Here is a 16,997-nt window from a genome sequence, read left to right as displayed (position 1 = left end):
TTAAAGCGTTTGCTCTAAAATGCGAACAACTAATTGCTCAAAAGTTGCCCCGTTCGCTTTTGCAGCCATCGGTACTAGTGACTTTTCAGTCATGCCTGGTACTGTATTTACTTCAAGCAGGTAAAAATTCCCTTGCTCGTCTTGCATAGCATCAACACGACCCCAACCACTTGCACCCACTAAATCAAACGCATCTAGCGATATGGCTTGTAAGTACTTAGTATCTTGCTCTGATAAATCTGCAGGGCAATGATACTGGGTTGTATTTGATTGATACTTAGCTTGGTAATCGTAAAAGCCATTAGGTGTCGTCATCTCAATGACTGGTTGTACATCGTCGCCAAGCACCGTGATTGTAAATTCACGACCAGTGATCCACTGCTCTACAAGTACTTGGTTATCAAACTTAAATGCATTAGCTAGTGCATCTTCAAGCTCTTGTGTTGTACTTGCTTGCGCCATACCTATGCTTGAACCTTCATGCGATGGCTTAACCATGACCTTTTTAAATTCACCCATAATAGCTGCAGCATCAAAGCCTTTTTTAGCATCAACTACGGTATAAGGTGCAGTGCTTAAACCCGCTGATTTAAATAAGTGCTTACAACGTACTTTATCCATAGCAAGTGCTGAACCTAGTACATTACTGCCCGTGTAAGGCAAGTCCATAAATTCAAGTGCTCCCTGCACTGTGCCGTCTTCGCCACCACGGCCATGCAAAGCGATAAAAACGCGATCTACATTTAATTCTTTTAACTCCCACAAAGAACGACTTTGTGGGTCAAATGCAATTGCATCAATACCACTATTTTGCAGCGCATTTAAAACAGCCTGACCCGATCGTAAAGACACTTCACGCTCTGCTGAGTTACCACCTAGCAGTACCGCTACTTTACCAAATTGTGTGTTTACCTGAGTCATACTTCACCTTGCTTAAGTTTTTCTATCGACATACCCGTTGCAGCTAATGTTTTAACTAACTGACCTATATTACCAGCGCCTTGGGTTAATACTAAATCATTGTTTTGTAAATTTGCGGCCAAAACACCTGCAAGCTCAGCATTTGTTGCTACGTGTAGCGGCTCTTTGCCACGTTGACGAAGGCTACGACATAAGCTTTTGCTGTCGGCCCCTACAATAGGATCTTCACCAGCGCTATACACATCAAGCAATAGCAACTGATCTACATCAGCAAGCACTTTTACAAAATCTTCGTATAAGTCGCGTGTACGAGAAAACCTATGAGGTTGATATACCATTACTAAACGCTTATCAGGCCAACCTTCACGTACTGCTGCAATTGTTGCTGCAACCTCTGAAGGGTGATGCCCGTAGTCATCAACTAACATCACATTGCCCCGCTCGTTTTCAAATTCACCATAGTGCTGAAAACGACGGCCAATGCCTTCAAACTTCTGCAGCGCTTCTAAAATTGCATGATTCGCAATGTTTTGATCTTTTGCCACAGCAATCGCAGCGGTTGCATTAAGTGCGTTGTGTCTACCTGGCATATTCAACGTGGCAGTTAAACACTCACCTTGCTTGTTAGTTACTGTAAATGTGCACGTATTAGCTGATTGGCTAAAGTCGCTCATGCGATAATCAGCATCCTTCGATTCGCCATACGTAATAACTGGGCGACCAAAGCGCGGGATAAGCTCAGCTGCAACTTCAGAGTCAATACATACAACAGCTAAACCATAAAACGGCAAGTTATGAATGAAATCGACATACGTGTCTTTCATTTTTTCAAGACTGCCGCCATAAGTATCCATGTGATCTTCTTCAATATTTGTGATGACCGAGACCATTGGCTGCAAGTGTAAAAACGACGCATCGCTTTCATCAGCTTCTGCTATTAAAAAATCACTTTTGCCTACTTTTGCGTTACTACCTGCGCTATTTAACAAGCCACCAATAATAAAAGTTGGATCGAGCCCTGCTTGTCCATAAATACTTGCAATTAGGCTTGTTGTCGTTGTTTTACCATGCGTACCCGCAATTGCTATACCGTGGCGAAAACGCATTAGTTCTGCGAGCATTTCTGCGCGGCGCACAACAGGGATTCTTGCGGCCTTAGCTGCAATAATTTCAGGGTTTGTTTCATCAATCGCGCTTGAAACAACCACTACATTGGCATCTTTCACGTTATTTTCATGATGGCCAATAAATACCTCAGCACCGGCTTTAATTAAGCGATCTGTCATAGCGCTATGAGCAATGTCAGAACCTGTAATACGGTAGCCTTCAAAAGCGAGTACTTCAGCAATACCGCCCATACCGGCTCCACCAATACCAATAAAGTGAATGGTTTCTATTCGGCGCATTGCTGGGCGCGTGTGTTTTTCTTGTACTGACGTTTCTTTCACTTATTTTCTCTTATTTGTTACTTGCTCACAGTGCGTTGCTACGCTTGCTGTGGCATCTAAAATGGCTTGTTTTTTTGCATTTGTAGCCATTTCAGTAATTAATGAAGGTTGGGCTAAATATGGGCTTAATAGTTCAACAATTGATTGTTTATTAAACTGCCCTTGTGGCATTAATAATGCGCCATTAGCCATCACTAAATATTGTGCGTTTGCTGTTTGATGGTCATCCACGGCATGTGGAAAGGGAACAAAAACAGCCATTTTACCTGCTGCTGCAATTTCGCTAACAGTTAATGCACCAGCGCGGCAAACAACAATATCAGCCCAGCTATACGCCGCGTCCATATCATCAATAAATTCAGCTATTTTTGTATTACCATCCGCAAAGCCATGCATTTTATAAGCTGTTTCTACAGTAGATAAATGACCTTTACCTGTTTGATGCCATACGCTTATAGGAGCTGTATTATTTAGTACTTTAAATGCTTCTGGTAATGTTTGATTAAGCACTTGTGCACCGAGCGAGCCCCCTACCACTAAAATATTAATAGGGCTTGATACATCGCGTTTGGCTATATTCATAACGCTTTGGCGAACTGGGTTACCTACTAGCTCGGCTTGACCCTGTGCAAAAGCACTTGGAAATGCTGCTAATACACGTGTAGCCACCTTAGCTAGCAGTTTATTGCTCATACCCGCTACAGCGTTTTGCTCGTGAATAACTAACGGAATACCTAAACTCTTTGCGGCAATTCCCGTGGGTCCCGTAACATAACCGCCCATTGCAAGTACTACATCAGGGCGCTGTTCTTTCAATACCTTACGCGCTTGCAATACTGCATTAACTACCATGAATGGGGCTTTAATAAGACGTTTTAATCCGTTACCACGAACACCTTTTACATTAATAAAATCAATATCTATATTATGCTTAGGTACAACGCTTGCTTCCATTCGATCTGGTGTGCCAATCCAGCTAACTTGCCAGCCCTGCTGTTTTAAATAATCAGCCACTGCAATACCAGGAAAAATGTGTCCGCCAGTTCCACCAGCCACTACTACTAATTTTTTACTCATCGCTTGCCTCCACGTGAGGTGGCTTGTTTGGTTGCCATTTTGGTTTCAAAATCAACGCGCAATAAAATGCCCGTGGCAATGGTCATAATTAACAAGCTTGAACCACCATAAGAAATAAATGGCAGGGTTAAACCCTTAGTTGGCAAAATACCCGCGCTCGCACCTACATTCACCATGGTTTGAAATGCAAACCAAATACCAATGGCAAACGAAAAATAGCCTTCGTATTCTTTGCCACACTTAAGCGCTTGTTGGCCTATTAATAACGCTCTAAATACTAAAGTAGCTAATACCATTAAAATACTTACAACGCCTATTAAACCAAGTTCTTCACCTATTACAGCAAAAATAAAATCGTTATGCGCTTCAGGTAAATATTGCAGTTTTTGTACACTGTTACCTAAGCCTTGGCCAAACCAACCACCTTGGCTATAAGCCATTAGCGATTGAACCAACTGATAACCTTTACCAAAAGGATCATCCCAAGGGTCTAAAAAGCCAACAACACGCGCCATTCGATATGGTTCAACAATAATCAGTAATACAACCAAACCGACGCCAGTTAGAATAAGTACAAAAAACTGCCATAATTTAGCGCCAGCTAAAAACAGTAAACCAACCGTTGTTACAAACATAACAACCACTGTGCCTAAATCAGGTTGCAGTAAAATAAGCAGCGCATACACTGCAAATACAGCTATTGGCTTTGCAAAGCCTTTAATATTTTCTTGTACTTCTTCGCGTTTTCTTACCAAATAACCCGCAATATAACTAAAAAAGTATAATTTAGCGGCCTCAGCCACCTGAAAACCAACAGGACCAATAGGTATCCATCGTTTAGCACCATTCACTTCACGCCCAACAATCAATACAGCTATTAACAGCACCATGCCTAGTATTAATAAATAAGGGTTGGATCGTTTCCACCAATCCATTGGCACACAAACACTTATCCAAAAAAGCACAAAAGACATTGCCAAAAACATGCTGTGGCGAATAGTAATATGGTATGGGTCATCAAATAACCGCTCAGCAGTCGGCATTGAAGCGCTGGTTACCATGATAAAACCAACACCAATTAACATAATTACGCAGTACAACAGCGGTACATCATACAACTGACCTGAAGGTTTTGGTGTTAATGCATCTCTTATATCGGCAAAAGCAATCATAGTTGCCCTGCCATAACACATTGAATAAAGTCATCACCACGTTGCATATAGTTGTTATACATATCAATGCTGGCACATGCAGGTGCTAACAAAACAATATTGCCTGTACTACTAAGTACGTTGGCCAAAGCAACGGCTTCTTCCATGTTGTTAGTTAAATAGCTCTTATTGGTAATCGCAGCTAAGTCACTTGCATCTTTACCAAAACAAATTAATGCTTTTACATGCTGTTCTATGTAGGGTTTAAGTGCGTTTAAATCAGCGCCTTTAGCATCGCCACCTGCAATAACAATCAGGTTTTCACCATCACAAGCCAAGCTATCTATTGCAGCAATGGTCGCTCCAACATTCGTTGCCTTTGAATCGTTAAAATACTTTACACCGTTAAGCTCAGCTACAAATTGGCAGCGATGAGCCAACCCATTAAATTGACCTAACGCGTTCTTATATTGCGCTTTACTTACTTCAAACGGACTCAAAAGCGCCATTACTGCAAGCGTATTTAAATAATTGTGCTTACCCACTACCGCAAGGGTATCAACAGGTAAAAATGCATCGCCTTTAAGCATAAAATGAGTTTCGCCATTATGCTGTGCTAAATGGTAATCACCTTGTTGAGCACCAAAGCTGATTAGGGGGGTTGTACCGCGCTCAACTGGATGAGTTTGAATATCGTCTGCATTGACAACTATCAGCTCTGCACAGTCATAAATACTTAGCTTTGAGTCTATATAAGCTTGGTAACTGTCGTATCGATCAAGATGATCTTCTGACACATTTAATACCGTTGCACTCACAGGTTTTAAACTCGTTGTGGTGTCTAGCTGAAAACTAGATAACTCAAGTACATACACATCAAAATCATCATTGAGCAAATCAAGCACCGCGGTGCCAATATTCCCACCCAAAGCAACTTTATAGCCGGCTTCTTTTAATACTTCATAAGCAAGCGTAACCACGGTTGATTTGCCGTTAGAGCCTGTTACAGCAACAACCGGTTTTGTATTAATGCGCGCAAATAACTCAACGTCACCAATCACTTCAACACCTGCGTTAATTGCATTTGCAACAGCTGGTATTTTTAAGCTAAGCCCAGGGCTTATAATAATCATATCGCTTGAACAAAGCTCTGCGTCATCCAAATTACCAAAGTGGGTATCTAGAGTTGGCGCGTGCTCTTTTAACCAATCAATCCCCGGCGGGGTTGCTCGGCTATCAACGACCTTGGGGGCAAGGCCATGAGATAATAGAAAACGCACAATGCCCAGACCGGTTACACCGAGTCCGAGCACTGTTATTTGTTTGTTTTTTATCTCGTTTAAATACTGCATTTATCGAATCTTTAAAGTAGCTAAGCCAGTAAGCACTAGCACAACAGAAATAATCCAAAAGCGCACAATAACACGAGGCTCTGGCCAACCTTTTAATTCGTAATGATGATGAATTGGCGCCATTCTAAAAATGCGTTGTCCCCGTAATTTATACGACCCCACTTGTAATATTACCGATAGCGCTTCCATTACAAATACACCGCCCATAATAATAAGCAGTAACTCTTGGCGTACTAAAACAGCAATAATACCTAATGCGCCACCAAGTGCTAATGAGCCAACATCGCCCATAAATACTTGTGCTGGGTAAGTGTTAAACCATAAAAAGCCAAGCCCTGCGCCCACAATGGCAGTACACACAACCACAAGCTCACTCGCTAGCGGTAAATGTGGAATATGTAAGTAAGCCGAAAAGTTAATATTACCTGTTAAATAAGCAATAATTGCCAATGCCGCAGCCACCAAAATAATTGGCACAATCGCCAAGCCATCTAAGCCATCGGTCAGGTTTACCGCGTTTGATGTACCTACTATAGCAAAATACGTAAGCACGATATAAAACAAACCTAATTGCGGTAATACGTCTTTAAAAAATGGAACAACAAGTGATGTTTCAGATGCTTGTGCACTGGTAAAGTACAAAGCAGTAGCAACAACTAATGCAATGACCGACTGCCAAAAGTACTTCCACTTAGCAATTAAACCTTTTGGATCTTTACGAATAACTTTACGGTAATCATCAACAAAGCCAACAATACCTAAAGAACCAATTACAAACAGTGTTGCCCAAACGTATTTATTTGATAAATCGGCCCAAAGTAGCGTGCTGGTAAAAATAGCCGCTAAAATAAGTAAGCCACCCATAGTCGGTGTACCCGACTTAGACAAATGCGATTGCGGACCATCGTCTCGAACTGTTTGGCCTATTTGCATACGTTGCAAACCACGAATTAACTTAGGCCCTAAATAAAGAGACATAATTAGCGCAGTTAAAATACCTAAAATGGCACGTAGCGTTAAATACGAAAAAACATGAAAACCACTAAAATACTGTGTTAAATACTCTGCCAGCCAAACTAACATTATGATACTCCATTGATGGCTTGTTGCTGGCCATTAACTAAATCGGTTACTAATAATTCCATGCGAGAACTGCGCGATCCTTTCACTACTATTGTTGTTTTAGTATTCACTTTATTAATACTTTCTTGAATTTTTTGCTGCATCTGTTCGCGACTCGAAAAGTGACGATTAGGGAGTTCAAACACATCACTTGCGTATTTACTTAATACACCTAATGTAAATAACTCATCAATCCCTTGCTCAAGTGCGTACTCGCCAACTTCTTGATGGTACTTACGTGCATCTTCACCTAGCTCACCCATGTCTCCGAGTGCTAAAATGCGGTGACCTTGCATATCACTTAACAAGTCAATCGCAGCCTTTACCGACTTAACATTGGCATTATAGGTATCATCAACCACGGTGAGTAAATCAGACACTTCAATTAAATTAACGCGCCCTTTTACATCACCCATTGTGGCAAGTGCATTGGCTATTTCTTCAAGGGTTACATCAAATTCACTAGTCAGTGCAGCAGCGATAAGTGCATTACTAATATTGTGCTTACCAGGTAGCGCTAAAGTAACAGGTACTTGCTTGTTTTTAGTGCAAAGCGTAAAGCTTGCACGCGCATTGGCATCAAGCGTGATGTTCTCTGCCCAAATATCTAGCTTTTCGGTTGTAGAAAAACGTTTAACATTACGTCCTTCAAGCTTATCTAACCAATACTGGCTAAATTCACTATCGCAGTTAACAATAGCAACGCCGTCATCTTTTAGGCCGTCAAAAATCTCACCTTTAGCTTTTGCAACCCCCATTAAACTACCAAAACCTTCTAAGTGAGCTGCTGCAACATTGCATACAACGGCTACATCTGGTTTTGTCATTGCAGTGGTGTAAGCAATTTCACCTAAGTGATTTGCACCTAGCTCAATTACTGCAAAACGATGTTGAGGCTCTAAGCGCAATAACGTAAGTGGGACGCCAATATCGTTATTAAAATTACCTTTAGTAGCTAATACATCACCGTGAACCGACAAAATTGCCGCACACATTTCTTTTACAGTTGTTTTGCCTACACTACCTGTAATTGCAATTGTTTTAGGCGCCACTTGCGCCATAACAGCAGTGCCAATTACACCAAGTGCAATACGAGTATCGCTCACTATAAATTGTGGAATATCTACATCAACTTTGTGCTGAACAACAACGCCAATCGCGCCTTTTTGTTTAGCCTCAGTTATAAATTTATGACCATCAAAATTTGGCCCTTTCAGTGCTAAAAACACTTCGCCATCGCACACTGTACGAGTATCAGTATTTATATTAAGCACGTGTTGATTATCACCTTGATAATCGGTTGTTAGCACATTAGCTAACCAATCAAAATCCATTGGGATCATTGTGTTATCCCTCTTACTGCTTTTTTTAGTTGTTCTTGTACATACCGGCGATCGCAAAAGTCGATTCGCGTATCACCTATAATTTGATAATCTTCGTGGCCTTTACCTGCAATCAAAATAACGTCATCAGCTGTAGCGTTTTCTATAGCAAAACGAATTGCAGTTGCTCTATCAGCCTCTAAATGTGCATTTTGAGGATGGGTTAAACCGCCTGCTACATCTGCAATAATGTCATCAGGGTTTTCTGAGCGAGGGTTATCACTGGTAATAATAACTTTATTAGCGTTTTGCTCTGCAGCTTGCGCCATCAATGCACGCTTTCCTTTATCTCTGTCGCCACCACAACCAAATACACAACTTACACCACCTGGCACATGCAGCTGCAATGCTTGTAATGCAAGTGCAAGTGCATCGGGTGTATGTGCGTAATCAACAACACACGTTGGCATGCCAGCTTGACTAAATGCTTGCATTCGACCAGCTACTGGCTGTAACTGCGCACAACCTGCAACTAATTGCTCAAGCGGATAACCAAGCCCTAGTAATGTAGCGATCGCGGCCGTTAAGTTATATAAGTTGAATTCGCCAAACAGAGGCGATTTAATCGACATATCACCCCAACTAGTCGATAACTGCGCCGAAATACCGTCACTTGAATATTCAACATTAGAAAAATAAACGTACTGAGCATTCTTAGGGGCTAAGTTTTTGCGGCCATAACAAACTAGGTTATTAAAGTCATACTTTTCAAACCATTGCTCAGCTTGAGCATCATCTTGATTAAGCACTACAACCTCTGGCTCAAAGTCACGGAAAAGCATTAGTTTCGCATCACCGTAACTTGCCATATCACCATGGTAATCTAAGTGATCGCGCGAAAGATTAGTAAACACAGCCGCTTTAAACGCGCATTTAGCAACGCGCTGCTGCACTAACCCATGAGATGACACTTCCATAGCTACCAGCTTTTTATGCTGCGAATTTAAATCGCTCAAAATATGCTGTAAATCAACCGTTGAAGGTGTGGTATTAATCAGTGGAATTAAGTTATCAGGATGACCATAACCTAAAGTGCCTATAATAGCCGACTCAGTACTACAAAATTGTGCTAAGTGGGCAATCATAGCTGTGGTCGTCGATTTCCCATTTGTACCTGTCACACCAATTAAATCAAGAGCCTGACTTGGCTGGTTATAAAAGCGACTTGCTAATTCTGGAAGCTTTTTATCAAGCTCCGAGACTAAATATAGTGGCTCAAAACTTGTTTCAAATTCACATAATCTGTCAGCAATAATAGCTGTTGCGCCATTTTCAATTGCTTTACTAATAAATTGTCCGCCATCAAGTGCATGGCCTTTAATTGCAACAAATACATCACCTGGCGTTACTTCACGACTATCTAGGCGTAAATGTTTTACCAGTTGCGAGGGCGCATCTATTTCGATGTATTTTAAAATATCCTTTAACTCACGCATCGTTATCTTTACCTTGTACGTATGCAACCTCTTCCTTGTCAGGCGCTACGTTTAATATTCTTAATGCGTTAGAGATGATTTCTGCAAATGCAGGGCCTGCGGTGGCACCTCCATAGTACACATCACCACCTGGTTCATTAATCATAACTACCACGGCTAAACGAGGATTACTTGCCGGCGCTACACCTGCAAAATAACCTACATATTCATCACCATAGCCACCTGCTACGGCTTTTTTAGATGTACCTGTTTTACCAGCTGCACGATACCCATCAACTTTTATGTTGCGAGCAGTACCGTCTTTTTCAAATACACTTTCCATCATGTGCACTACGGCTTCTACGTCTTTTTGTTTAAAAATACGTTCGCCTTCAGGTATATTATCTTGCTTTAAAATAGTCAGAGGTCGGTTAACTCCGCCAGCACCTAACATGGTATAAAAACGTGCCATTTGCGCTGTACTTACCGAAATTGCATAACCAAACGATAAAGTCGCAATTTCAAAGTCAGACCAACGGCGATTTGGATAAAACAAACCACTGCTTTCACCTACCATTCCAGTACCAGTATCACTGCCAAAGCCTACTTTTTGGTATAAGCCAACAAGGTAATCTTTAGGCACTAACTGAGTAACCTTCGCAACTCCCATGTTTGAGGAGTACTTTAATATTTCGCGCAGTGTTAGTTCGCCGTGATTACGAGTATCTCTAACTAAACTACCACCTAAACGCATCCAACCTGGGTAGGTATCAATCGTGTCATCTGCCTGAATGGCGCCGTAGTCTAGCCCAGCCAAGATGGCTAGAGGCTTAACAGTTGAGCCTGGTTCAAACAAATCTGTAATTGCGCGGTTACGACGCTTATGAGGTGCAGCATCGCTTAAGTTGTTTGGATTAAATGAAGGGCTATTTACCATTGCCAGTACTTCACCGGTTTTAACATCAACTACCATAGCTGAGCCCGATGTGGCTTTATAAGTCAATACAGCTGATTTAACAGCCTTGTAAGCAATAGCTTGAATTCGTTGATCAATACTTAGTTCTATACTTTCTGGCTCTACACGTTCACGTTCGTCAAGTACTTCTACCTCACGCCCTTGTGCGTCTTTACGAATAGTACGGCGGCCTTCCTCGCCCGTTAAAGCGTTTTCGTAGAGCTTTTCAATGCCTTCAATGCCTTTGCCATCGATATTGGTAAAACCAATAACATGCGCGGTAACTTCACCTGCAGGGTAGTAGCGTTTAGATTCATCTAATAAATGGATACCAGGGAGGCGTAAATCACCAATATAATTTGCTACAGCAGGAGTAACTTGGCGCTTTAAATACACAAAGCGACGCGAAGGATCGTTTAAAAGTCGAGAATTAATCTTTTTAGGATCAATCCGCAGCACATCTGCAAGCTCACGCCAGCGTAAATCGTTTTTATAATAAAGTGCAGTACGCTTATCAAGCTCAGCAGTGTTTTCAGTTAAAGATAAGTGATCTTCGCCGCTTTTGCGTGCTTGTTTGATTACTTTAGAAACAAGCGATTTATGTAATGCTTTAGGATCAGCATATACACTTACCACAGGCACACTTACCGCTAATTCTTTACCATTGCGGTCAAAAATCATTCCACGTTGCACATGCAGTTTTTCAACACGTACCGTGCGCTTATCACTTTCTGAACGTGCTTTATCGGGTTCTATCACTTGTAAATAAGCAGCGCGAGATACGAGTGTTACAAACACCATAAACACAACTGCACACACCAGCATAAAGCGCCATGTGATTAAATTAGTGACTGGTTTTTTGCCTCTATTTCTCATTGTACTATTATTACCTGCTCATCTTGACTCGTAGGTCTTTTCATTTTCAATTGTGATGTAGCTACTTCTTCAATGCGTGCATGTTGCGAATAAAATTCTTCTTCAACAAGTAAGTAGCGCCACTCTAAATCGAGCTCATCGCGTTCTTGTAATAATTGATCTTGCTGTATAAGTTGGCCACGAGCTAAGTGGGTTGTTTGCACAACAGCTAAACTAGAAGCGAATATCACAACCAACAAGGCCGAGGTTAGCTTATTAGCTCCTAGGCCTTTTAATATTTCAAAGAATAAATTAGGTTGCCGATAGCTCGCTTTTTTACTCATCCCAACCTCTGTGCAATCCTAAGTACAGAACTACGAGAACGTGGATTACGCTCTACTTCTGCAGCACTTGGCTTAATAGCTTTACCCACTGCTTTTAACGTCAGATTTTTATTTATTTGTGCATCAGTTAAAGGCAGACCTCTGGGTAATGCTTCTCCCTTACTCTGTTTTCTAATAAACTGTTTTACAATACGGTCTTCTAAAGAATGAAACGAAATCACCACTAAACGTCCGCCTGGCTTTAGCACTTTAACTGTAGACTGAAGCGCAGTTTGAATTTCTTCAAGCTCACTATTAATGTAAATACGAATAGCCTGAAAAGTACGGGTAGCTGGGTGTTTAAACTTATCTTTTACCGGTACAGCTTCATCAACAAGGTCAGCAAGCTGCTTGGTAGTTGTGATTGGCGTGTGCTCACGAACTTCAAGTACTTTGTGTGCAATGCGTTTACCAAACTTTTCTTCGCCCAATTTTTTAATTACGTGGGTAATATCATCCAACTCAGCCTCTGCTAACCACTGTGCTGCACTGCGACCTGTTGTAGGGTCCATACGCATATCGAGTGGGCCGTCTTTCATAAAACTAAAGCCACGCTCAGCGTCATCTAATTGTGGTGACGAAACACCAATGTCTAATAAAATGCCATCGACTTTACCAATTAGATCGTTTTGCTGTGCTACTTCGTATAAGTTTGAAAAGCGAGTATGTGCAATTGCAAAACGTGGGTCATCAGCAAATTTTTCAGCTGATTGTATTGCTTGTGGATCTTGGTCAATTGCTTGCAGGCGACCTTCATCACCAAGGCGTGCTAAAATTTGCCCAGAGTGGCCACCACGTCCAAATGTACCATCCATGTATATACCGTCTGGCTTAATTGCAAGGGCATCGATGGTCTCATCCATTAATACGGATACGTGTTCAAATTGCGCTGTCATTAGCTATTGTGTGCCTTTTTTTGTGCCGTTAGAGTGTAAAATTATCTAAATCTTGGTTAGGTTCAAAATCACCAAGCCTTTCAAGCTCAGTATCTTGCTGCATTTGCTCGTGCCAACGCGCCTCGTCCCAAATTTCAAACTTATTCATCAAACCAACCAGCATGATTTTTTTGCCAAGAGATGCATGGGCACGTAATGACGGCGCAAGCAAAATTCGACCATTTTTATCAAGTTGATACTCTGTAGCGTTACCTAGCAACATACGTTGCATTCGTCGAGCTCGTGGATTCATATTAGATATTTTCGCTAAACGGCTTTCTATTTCGAGCCACTCAGCCAATGGATATAACCATAAACACGGTTCATTTAATGCGACGGTACAAATAACTGTCCCCTGATCTTCAGACAACAGAGATTCTCGGTACTTTGTCGGTACCGCAAAACGCCCCTTATCATCCAAACTCAGTGAACTCGCGCCACGAAACATAAAAAACCTACTTTGAAATTGTTTTATTCAATTTTTTGTTTATTTTATCCAATGAGATCCACTAAAAACCACTTTTTACCACAGTGCTCCAGTTTAGGGCTTGACAAGCCATTTTGTCAAGTAAGCTGACCAGCTTTAGTGAGTCCCAAAGCTAGAAAAAATAAGGGCTCAAGCGAAGCGTTTGAATTATGTGGGAAAAAGTGGGATTGTGATGAAAAAAATATCTATTCTGTTTTTTATAACTTTCTGTTTACACGCTTTGCTTACTGAATAACCAATGAATATTTACAACTTTTTAAGCATTTTTACTCCCTTTGTAAAATTTACCTAACCGTGTAGTAATAGTTACTGTTTGCTTTAAATTATCAAATGTGAAAAAGCTACACAAAAACAACAAAAACCAATACATTCAACACATTAAAACTAAAAAACAGTTTTGGTTTAATCATTGCATTATCTAAATCACTATTTAAATTTTTTAACTTATTAAGGATTGATTATGGCTACTGCAACAAATACGAAACCAAACACAACTTCAGATGTTAAGCCTGACGTTAAACTAACAAATACTGAATCACCTCTTACAGAGAAAGCAACATCAGCGGCGCACGATGCTGTAGATGCACTTTCTAGCAAAGCTGCAACAGCTGAAAGCAGTGTGCGTAAAGGAGCTTCTAGCTCAGCAGATGCATTGAACGAAAAACAACTTATTGCACGTGAAAAACTAAGCGAATGTACTGCAAAAACTCGTGCTTTTGCTTCTGAAAATCCATTAGCAACTGCGGGTATTGCTTTTGCTGCGGGTATGCTAATCACATCACTACTTCGTCGTAAGTAATTAGTGATGAATAACCCACAAACAACAGCAACCAAGGATGGTAATGCGCAAGACCAAACTACTGAGCAACATAGCCAAAAGGATGATTGGCAAGATCATGTTGCAATGCTTTTAGAGTATTCTAAGCAGCTCAAGGATGATTACCAAACTCAAGGAAAGATCACCCACCAGCTTGCTAAAGCTGAATGGCGGTTATCGCTTAGATCGCTTGCATTGATCACTATATTTTTAGGATGCTTTGCCAGTGGTTTGGTTTTGTTGTGGGCAGGATTTCTAGGTGCTGTTGGATACGGTGTATACGATGTTTTTGGGTCAGTATGGCTGAGTATTGCAACAGCTACTTTGCTGCAAGTTGCTTGTTTAGCATGGCTTTGGAAAAATACGGTTTACCTAAGCAATAAAATTGGCTTTAGTAAAACACTTAAAAGCTTAAAACAGCTGTTTAACTTATAAGGAAATTACTATGTTAGTTAACTACTTAATTAAAGCACCTAATGAAAACGTTGATGCTCTGAGTAAGCAAATGGATACGCGCAGTGAATTGAAACGCCAACATCATGCAGCGTTCCAATATAGACTAAAGCGTTTTGCCGTAACCAAAGTTGGGCTTTCAAGTGCCTTTATCGCAGGTGCAGCAGTACAAGCGGGTAAAAGCGAAACCAGCTTCGTAAGAAAATACGGCTGGCTAGTGAACTTGATAGCTTAAGCGCTAAACATTTCTACCGTGATCAGATAAGTAATCAATACTTGGACCACTTGGCACAACTTGTGTTGGGTTGATCATTGTGTGACTAAAATAGTAATGACGCTTAATATGATAAAAATCAACTGTTTCAGCCACTCCTTTAACTTGATATAGCTCCCTAAGGTATCCACTTAATGCAGGATAGCTTTCAATTGTGCGTAAATTACATTTAAAATGGCCAACGTACACACTATCAAACCGAATGAGTGTAGTGAATAGTCGCCAATCTGCCTCGGTGAGCCTATTACCTGTTAAATAACGCTGCTTGCTCAGTATCCCTTCTACTTTATCGAGTGCTTTGAATAAATCGTTAAACGCCTCTTCGTATGCATCTTGAGTTGTTGCGAATCCCGTACGATAAACACCATTATTTATATTTGGATAAATCAACGCATTTAATTCATCAATTTTTGGTCGTAGTGCCTCTGGGTAGTAATCATCATTATTACCTGTTAATTCATTAAATGCACTATTGAACATACGTATAATATCGGCAGACTCATTACTGACAATTTTATTTAGCTTTTTATCCCACAATACGGGTACGGTAACTCGCCCGGAATACTTAGGATTATTTTTTATATACACTTGATGTAAGTAGTTACTATTAAATAAAGCATCACCAGTACTGTGGTTTTGCGTATCAAAAGCCCAACCACTATCAAGCATATCAGGGCTAACAACCGACACCGTAATTAAATCTTGCAACCCTTTTAACGCTCTAAATATAAGCGTTCGATGCGCCCAAGGACACGCAAGTGACACATATAAATGATACCTGTTCGCTTGTGCTTTAAATCCGGCCTCGCCCGTTATTCCAGCGCTACCATCAACAGTTACCCAGTGACGTAACTGCGCCGTTTCGCGTTCAAACTTACCGTTACTTGAATCTGTGTCGTACCATTTATCTTGCCATTGGCCGTTAACTAATAATCCCATAAAACTCTCCTAAAATACCGTTATATTTTGCCAAACTCACCGTTTTGATAATCACGCACTGCTTGCTGTACTTCTGCTTGCGTCGTCATTACAAACGGCCCCATATGAGCAATAGGTTGATTAAGTGGATCGCCTGCTAAAACCAAAACACCAGCGCCGTGCTCAGAGCTAATATTAATATCACTGCCTGGTTCTAAAATAAGTAACTTACCCGCTGGTATTGCTTGATTGTCGCTCATTATTAGTGAGCCGCTATGAATATAAAGCATTACTTTTTGTTGGCTAAGAGGCTCTAAATAAGTGCTTTTACCAGCAGGTAATGTAATATCAGCGAGCGCCGCATTAGCAGCTAAACTTTGCAGCTCGCTTGCAAGCGTTTCACTTTCGAACTGCCACGATCCCGCAAGTGCTTTTAACGTCACGCCTTGCGTATTTGTAAAACTAGGAGCTGGGTTTTTAGTCGTATCTTGATAACGTGAATCACGCATTTTTTCTGCGCTTGGCATGTTTATCCAAATTTGAAAGCCATGCAGACCATCTATAGCATCAGCGAGTGGCATTTCACTGTGCATGACGCCGCGCCCTGTGCTCATCCATTGCACATCGCCTGCTTTAATTGCTTCTTTGTTACCCATTTGGTCACGATGTTCAAAGCCACCTTTTAGAATATAAGTAAACGTTTCAATTCCTCGGTGCGGATGCTCTGGAAAGCCTCCCATATAATCTTTTTTGTCGTCTGACTTAAGTTCATCAATCATCAAAAACGGATCTAAATATTTACCATCAAACCCAGGTATACGGCTAATGCTCACGCCATCGCCATCTTGAGTTGCATAAGCTGTAAGTATTTTTGATATTTTCATTTTTTAATTCACTCTAAAGAATAAGTTTATGAGGCTATTAAATCATTCATTAAACAAAATAACTATGTCTTTAAATCGAGCTTAAGGTTCTATAAAATAGAACGACATTGATTCATTGGTTACATTTTCAACCTTATAATTATTATGGTTATTTGGAGTGAATTTGGC

Annotated in this window: 17 protein-coding genes; 3 read left to right on the top strand and 14 right to left on the bottom strand. The window is 40.9% G+C overall.

Going from position 1 to position 16,997, the window contains the following annotated elements:
* Genes H4J63_RS04035 through mraZ form a run of 12 tightly spaced genes read right to left on the bottom strand, consistent with a single transcriptional unit; the run spans nt 1 to nt 13,444 of the window.
* The gene (locus tag H4J63_RS04035; RefSeq protein ID WP_182194688.1) at nt 1-921 is read right to left on the bottom strand and encodes a D-alanine--D-alanine ligase; all 921 of its coding nucleotides are present in this window, start codon (nt 919-921) and stop codon (nt 1-3) included.
* Complete coding sequence (murC, locus tag H4J63_RS04030) at nt 918-2,369, bottom strand: UDP-N-acetylmuramate--L-alanine ligase (protein ID WP_039485322.1); 1,452 nt, start codon at nt 2,367-2,369, stop codon at nt 918-920. Before murC ends, H4J63_RS04035 begins: the two co-directional genes overlap by 4 nt.
* Nucleotides 2,370-3,446 carry an undecaprenyldiphospho-muramoylpentapeptide beta-N-acetylglucosaminyltransferase gene (gene murG, locus H4J63_RS04025; RefSeq protein ID WP_024596376.1) on the bottom strand — a complete coding sequence of 359 codons (1,077 nt, stop codon included), beginning with the start codon at nt 3,444-3,446 and terminating at the stop codon, nt 2,370-2,372.
* A complete protein-coding gene (gene ftsW, locus H4J63_RS04020) occupies nt 3,443-4,618 on the bottom strand; it encodes a cell division protein FtsW (protein WP_024606332.1) in 1,176 nt (391 codons plus the stop codon). Before ftsW ends, murG begins: the two co-directional genes overlap by 4 nt.
* Nucleotides 4,615-5,949, bottom strand: coding sequence for a UDP-N-acetylmuramoyl-L-alanine--D-glutamate ligase (murD, locus tag H4J63_RS04015; RefSeq protein ID WP_182194686.1), 1,335 nt, complete (start codon nt 5,947-5,949; stop codon nt 4,615-4,617). Before murD ends, ftsW begins: the two co-directional genes overlap by 4 nt.
* A complete protein-coding gene (gene mraY / locus H4J63_RS04010) occupies nt 5,950-7,032 on the bottom strand; it encodes a phospho-N-acetylmuramoyl-pentapeptide-transferase (RefSeq protein WP_024599287.1) in 1,083 nt (360 codons plus the stop codon).
* On the bottom strand, nt 7,032-8,414 hold the full coding sequence (gene murF / locus H4J63_RS04005; protein WP_182194683.1) for a UDP-N-acetylmuramoyl-tripeptide--D-alanyl-D-alanine ligase: 1,383 nt from the start codon (nt 8,412-8,414) through the stop codon (nt 7,032-7,034). The genes mraY and murF overlap by 1 nt, the downstream gene beginning before the upstream one ends.
* Nucleotides 8,411-9,889 (bottom strand): UDP-N-acetylmuramoyl-L-alanyl-D-glutamate--2,6-diaminopimelate ligase, encoded by a 1,479-nt coding sequence (murE, locus tag H4J63_RS04000; protein WP_182194680.1) that lies wholly within the window; start codon nt 9,887-9,889, stop codon nt 8,411-8,413. Before murE ends, murF begins: the two co-directional genes overlap by 4 nt.
* On the bottom strand, nt 9,882-11,699 hold the full coding sequence (locus H4J63_RS03995; protein ID WP_182194678.1) for a penicillin-binding transpeptidase domain-containing protein: 1,818 nt from the start codon (nt 11,697-11,699) through the stop codon (nt 9,882-9,884). The genes murE and H4J63_RS03995 overlap by 8 nt, the downstream gene beginning before the upstream one ends.
* Nucleotides 11,696-12,022, bottom strand: coding sequence for a cell division protein FtsL (gene ftsL, locus H4J63_RS03990; protein WP_002957986.1), 327 nt, complete (start codon nt 12,020-12,022; stop codon nt 11,696-11,698). Before ftsL ends, H4J63_RS03995 begins: the two co-directional genes overlap by 4 nt.
* Entirely contained in the window at nt 12,019-12,957 is a 939-nt protein-coding gene (gene rsmH, locus H4J63_RS03985; RefSeq protein WP_182194676.1) for a 16S rRNA (cytosine(1402)-N(4))-methyltransferase RsmH, read from the bottom strand. The genes ftsL and rsmH overlap by 4 nt, the downstream gene beginning before the upstream one ends.
* A gap of 28 nt (nt 12,958-12,985) precedes the next feature.
* Nucleotides 12,986-13,444, bottom strand: coding sequence for a division/cell wall cluster transcriptional repressor MraZ (gene mraZ, locus H4J63_RS03980; RefSeq protein WP_007582904.1), 459 nt, complete (start codon nt 13,442-13,444; stop codon nt 12,986-12,988).
* A 499-nt stretch (nt 13,445-13,943) separates the two neighbouring features.
* On the opposite strand from mraZ, the gene H4J63_RS03975 reads away from it, so the two are divergent.
* From H4J63_RS03975 to H4J63_RS03965, 3 genes are read left to right on the top strand one after another with little or no spacing between them, the layout of a single operon-like run.
* On the top strand, nt 13,944-14,282 hold the full coding sequence (locus tag H4J63_RS03975) for a DUF883 domain-containing protein (protein WP_182194673.1): 339 nt from the start codon (nt 13,944-13,946) through the stop codon (nt 14,280-14,282).
* Between the two features lie 6 nt (nt 14,283-14,288).
* Nucleotides 14,289-14,735, top strand: a complete 447-nt coding sequence (locus tag H4J63_RS03970) for a hypothetical protein (protein WP_182194670.1) — start codon at nt 14,289-14,291, stop codon at nt 14,733-14,735.
* Nucleotides 14,736-14,745: 10 nt separating this feature from the next.
* On the top strand, nt 14,746-14,988 hold the full coding sequence (locus H4J63_RS03965; RefSeq protein WP_024596383.1) for a hypothetical protein: 243 nt from the start codon (nt 14,746-14,748) through the stop codon (nt 14,986-14,988).
* 3 nt (nt 14,989-14,991) lie between these two features.
* On the opposite strand, the gene H4J63_RS03960 is transcribed toward H4J63_RS03965, so the two are convergent.
* A complete protein-coding gene (locus H4J63_RS03960) occupies nt 14,992-15,966 on the bottom strand; it encodes a glutathione S-transferase family protein (protein ID WP_024596384.1) in 975 nt (324 codons plus the stop codon).
* A gap of 20 nt (nt 15,967-15,986) precedes the next feature.
* Entirely contained in the window at nt 15,987-16,829 is an 843-nt protein-coding gene (locus tag H4J63_RS03955; protein WP_024606341.1) for a pirin family protein, read from the bottom strand.
* Nucleotides 16,830-16,997 lie beyond the last annotated feature (168 nt).

The sequence above is a fragment of the Pseudoalteromonas sp. 5Ae-yellow genome, from assembly GCF_014077565.1.
Lineage (GTDB): Bacteria > Pseudomonadota > Gammaproteobacteria > Enterobacterales > Alteromonadaceae > Pseudoalteromonas.
This window is presented reverse-complemented; position numbering and strand designations above follow the sequence as displayed.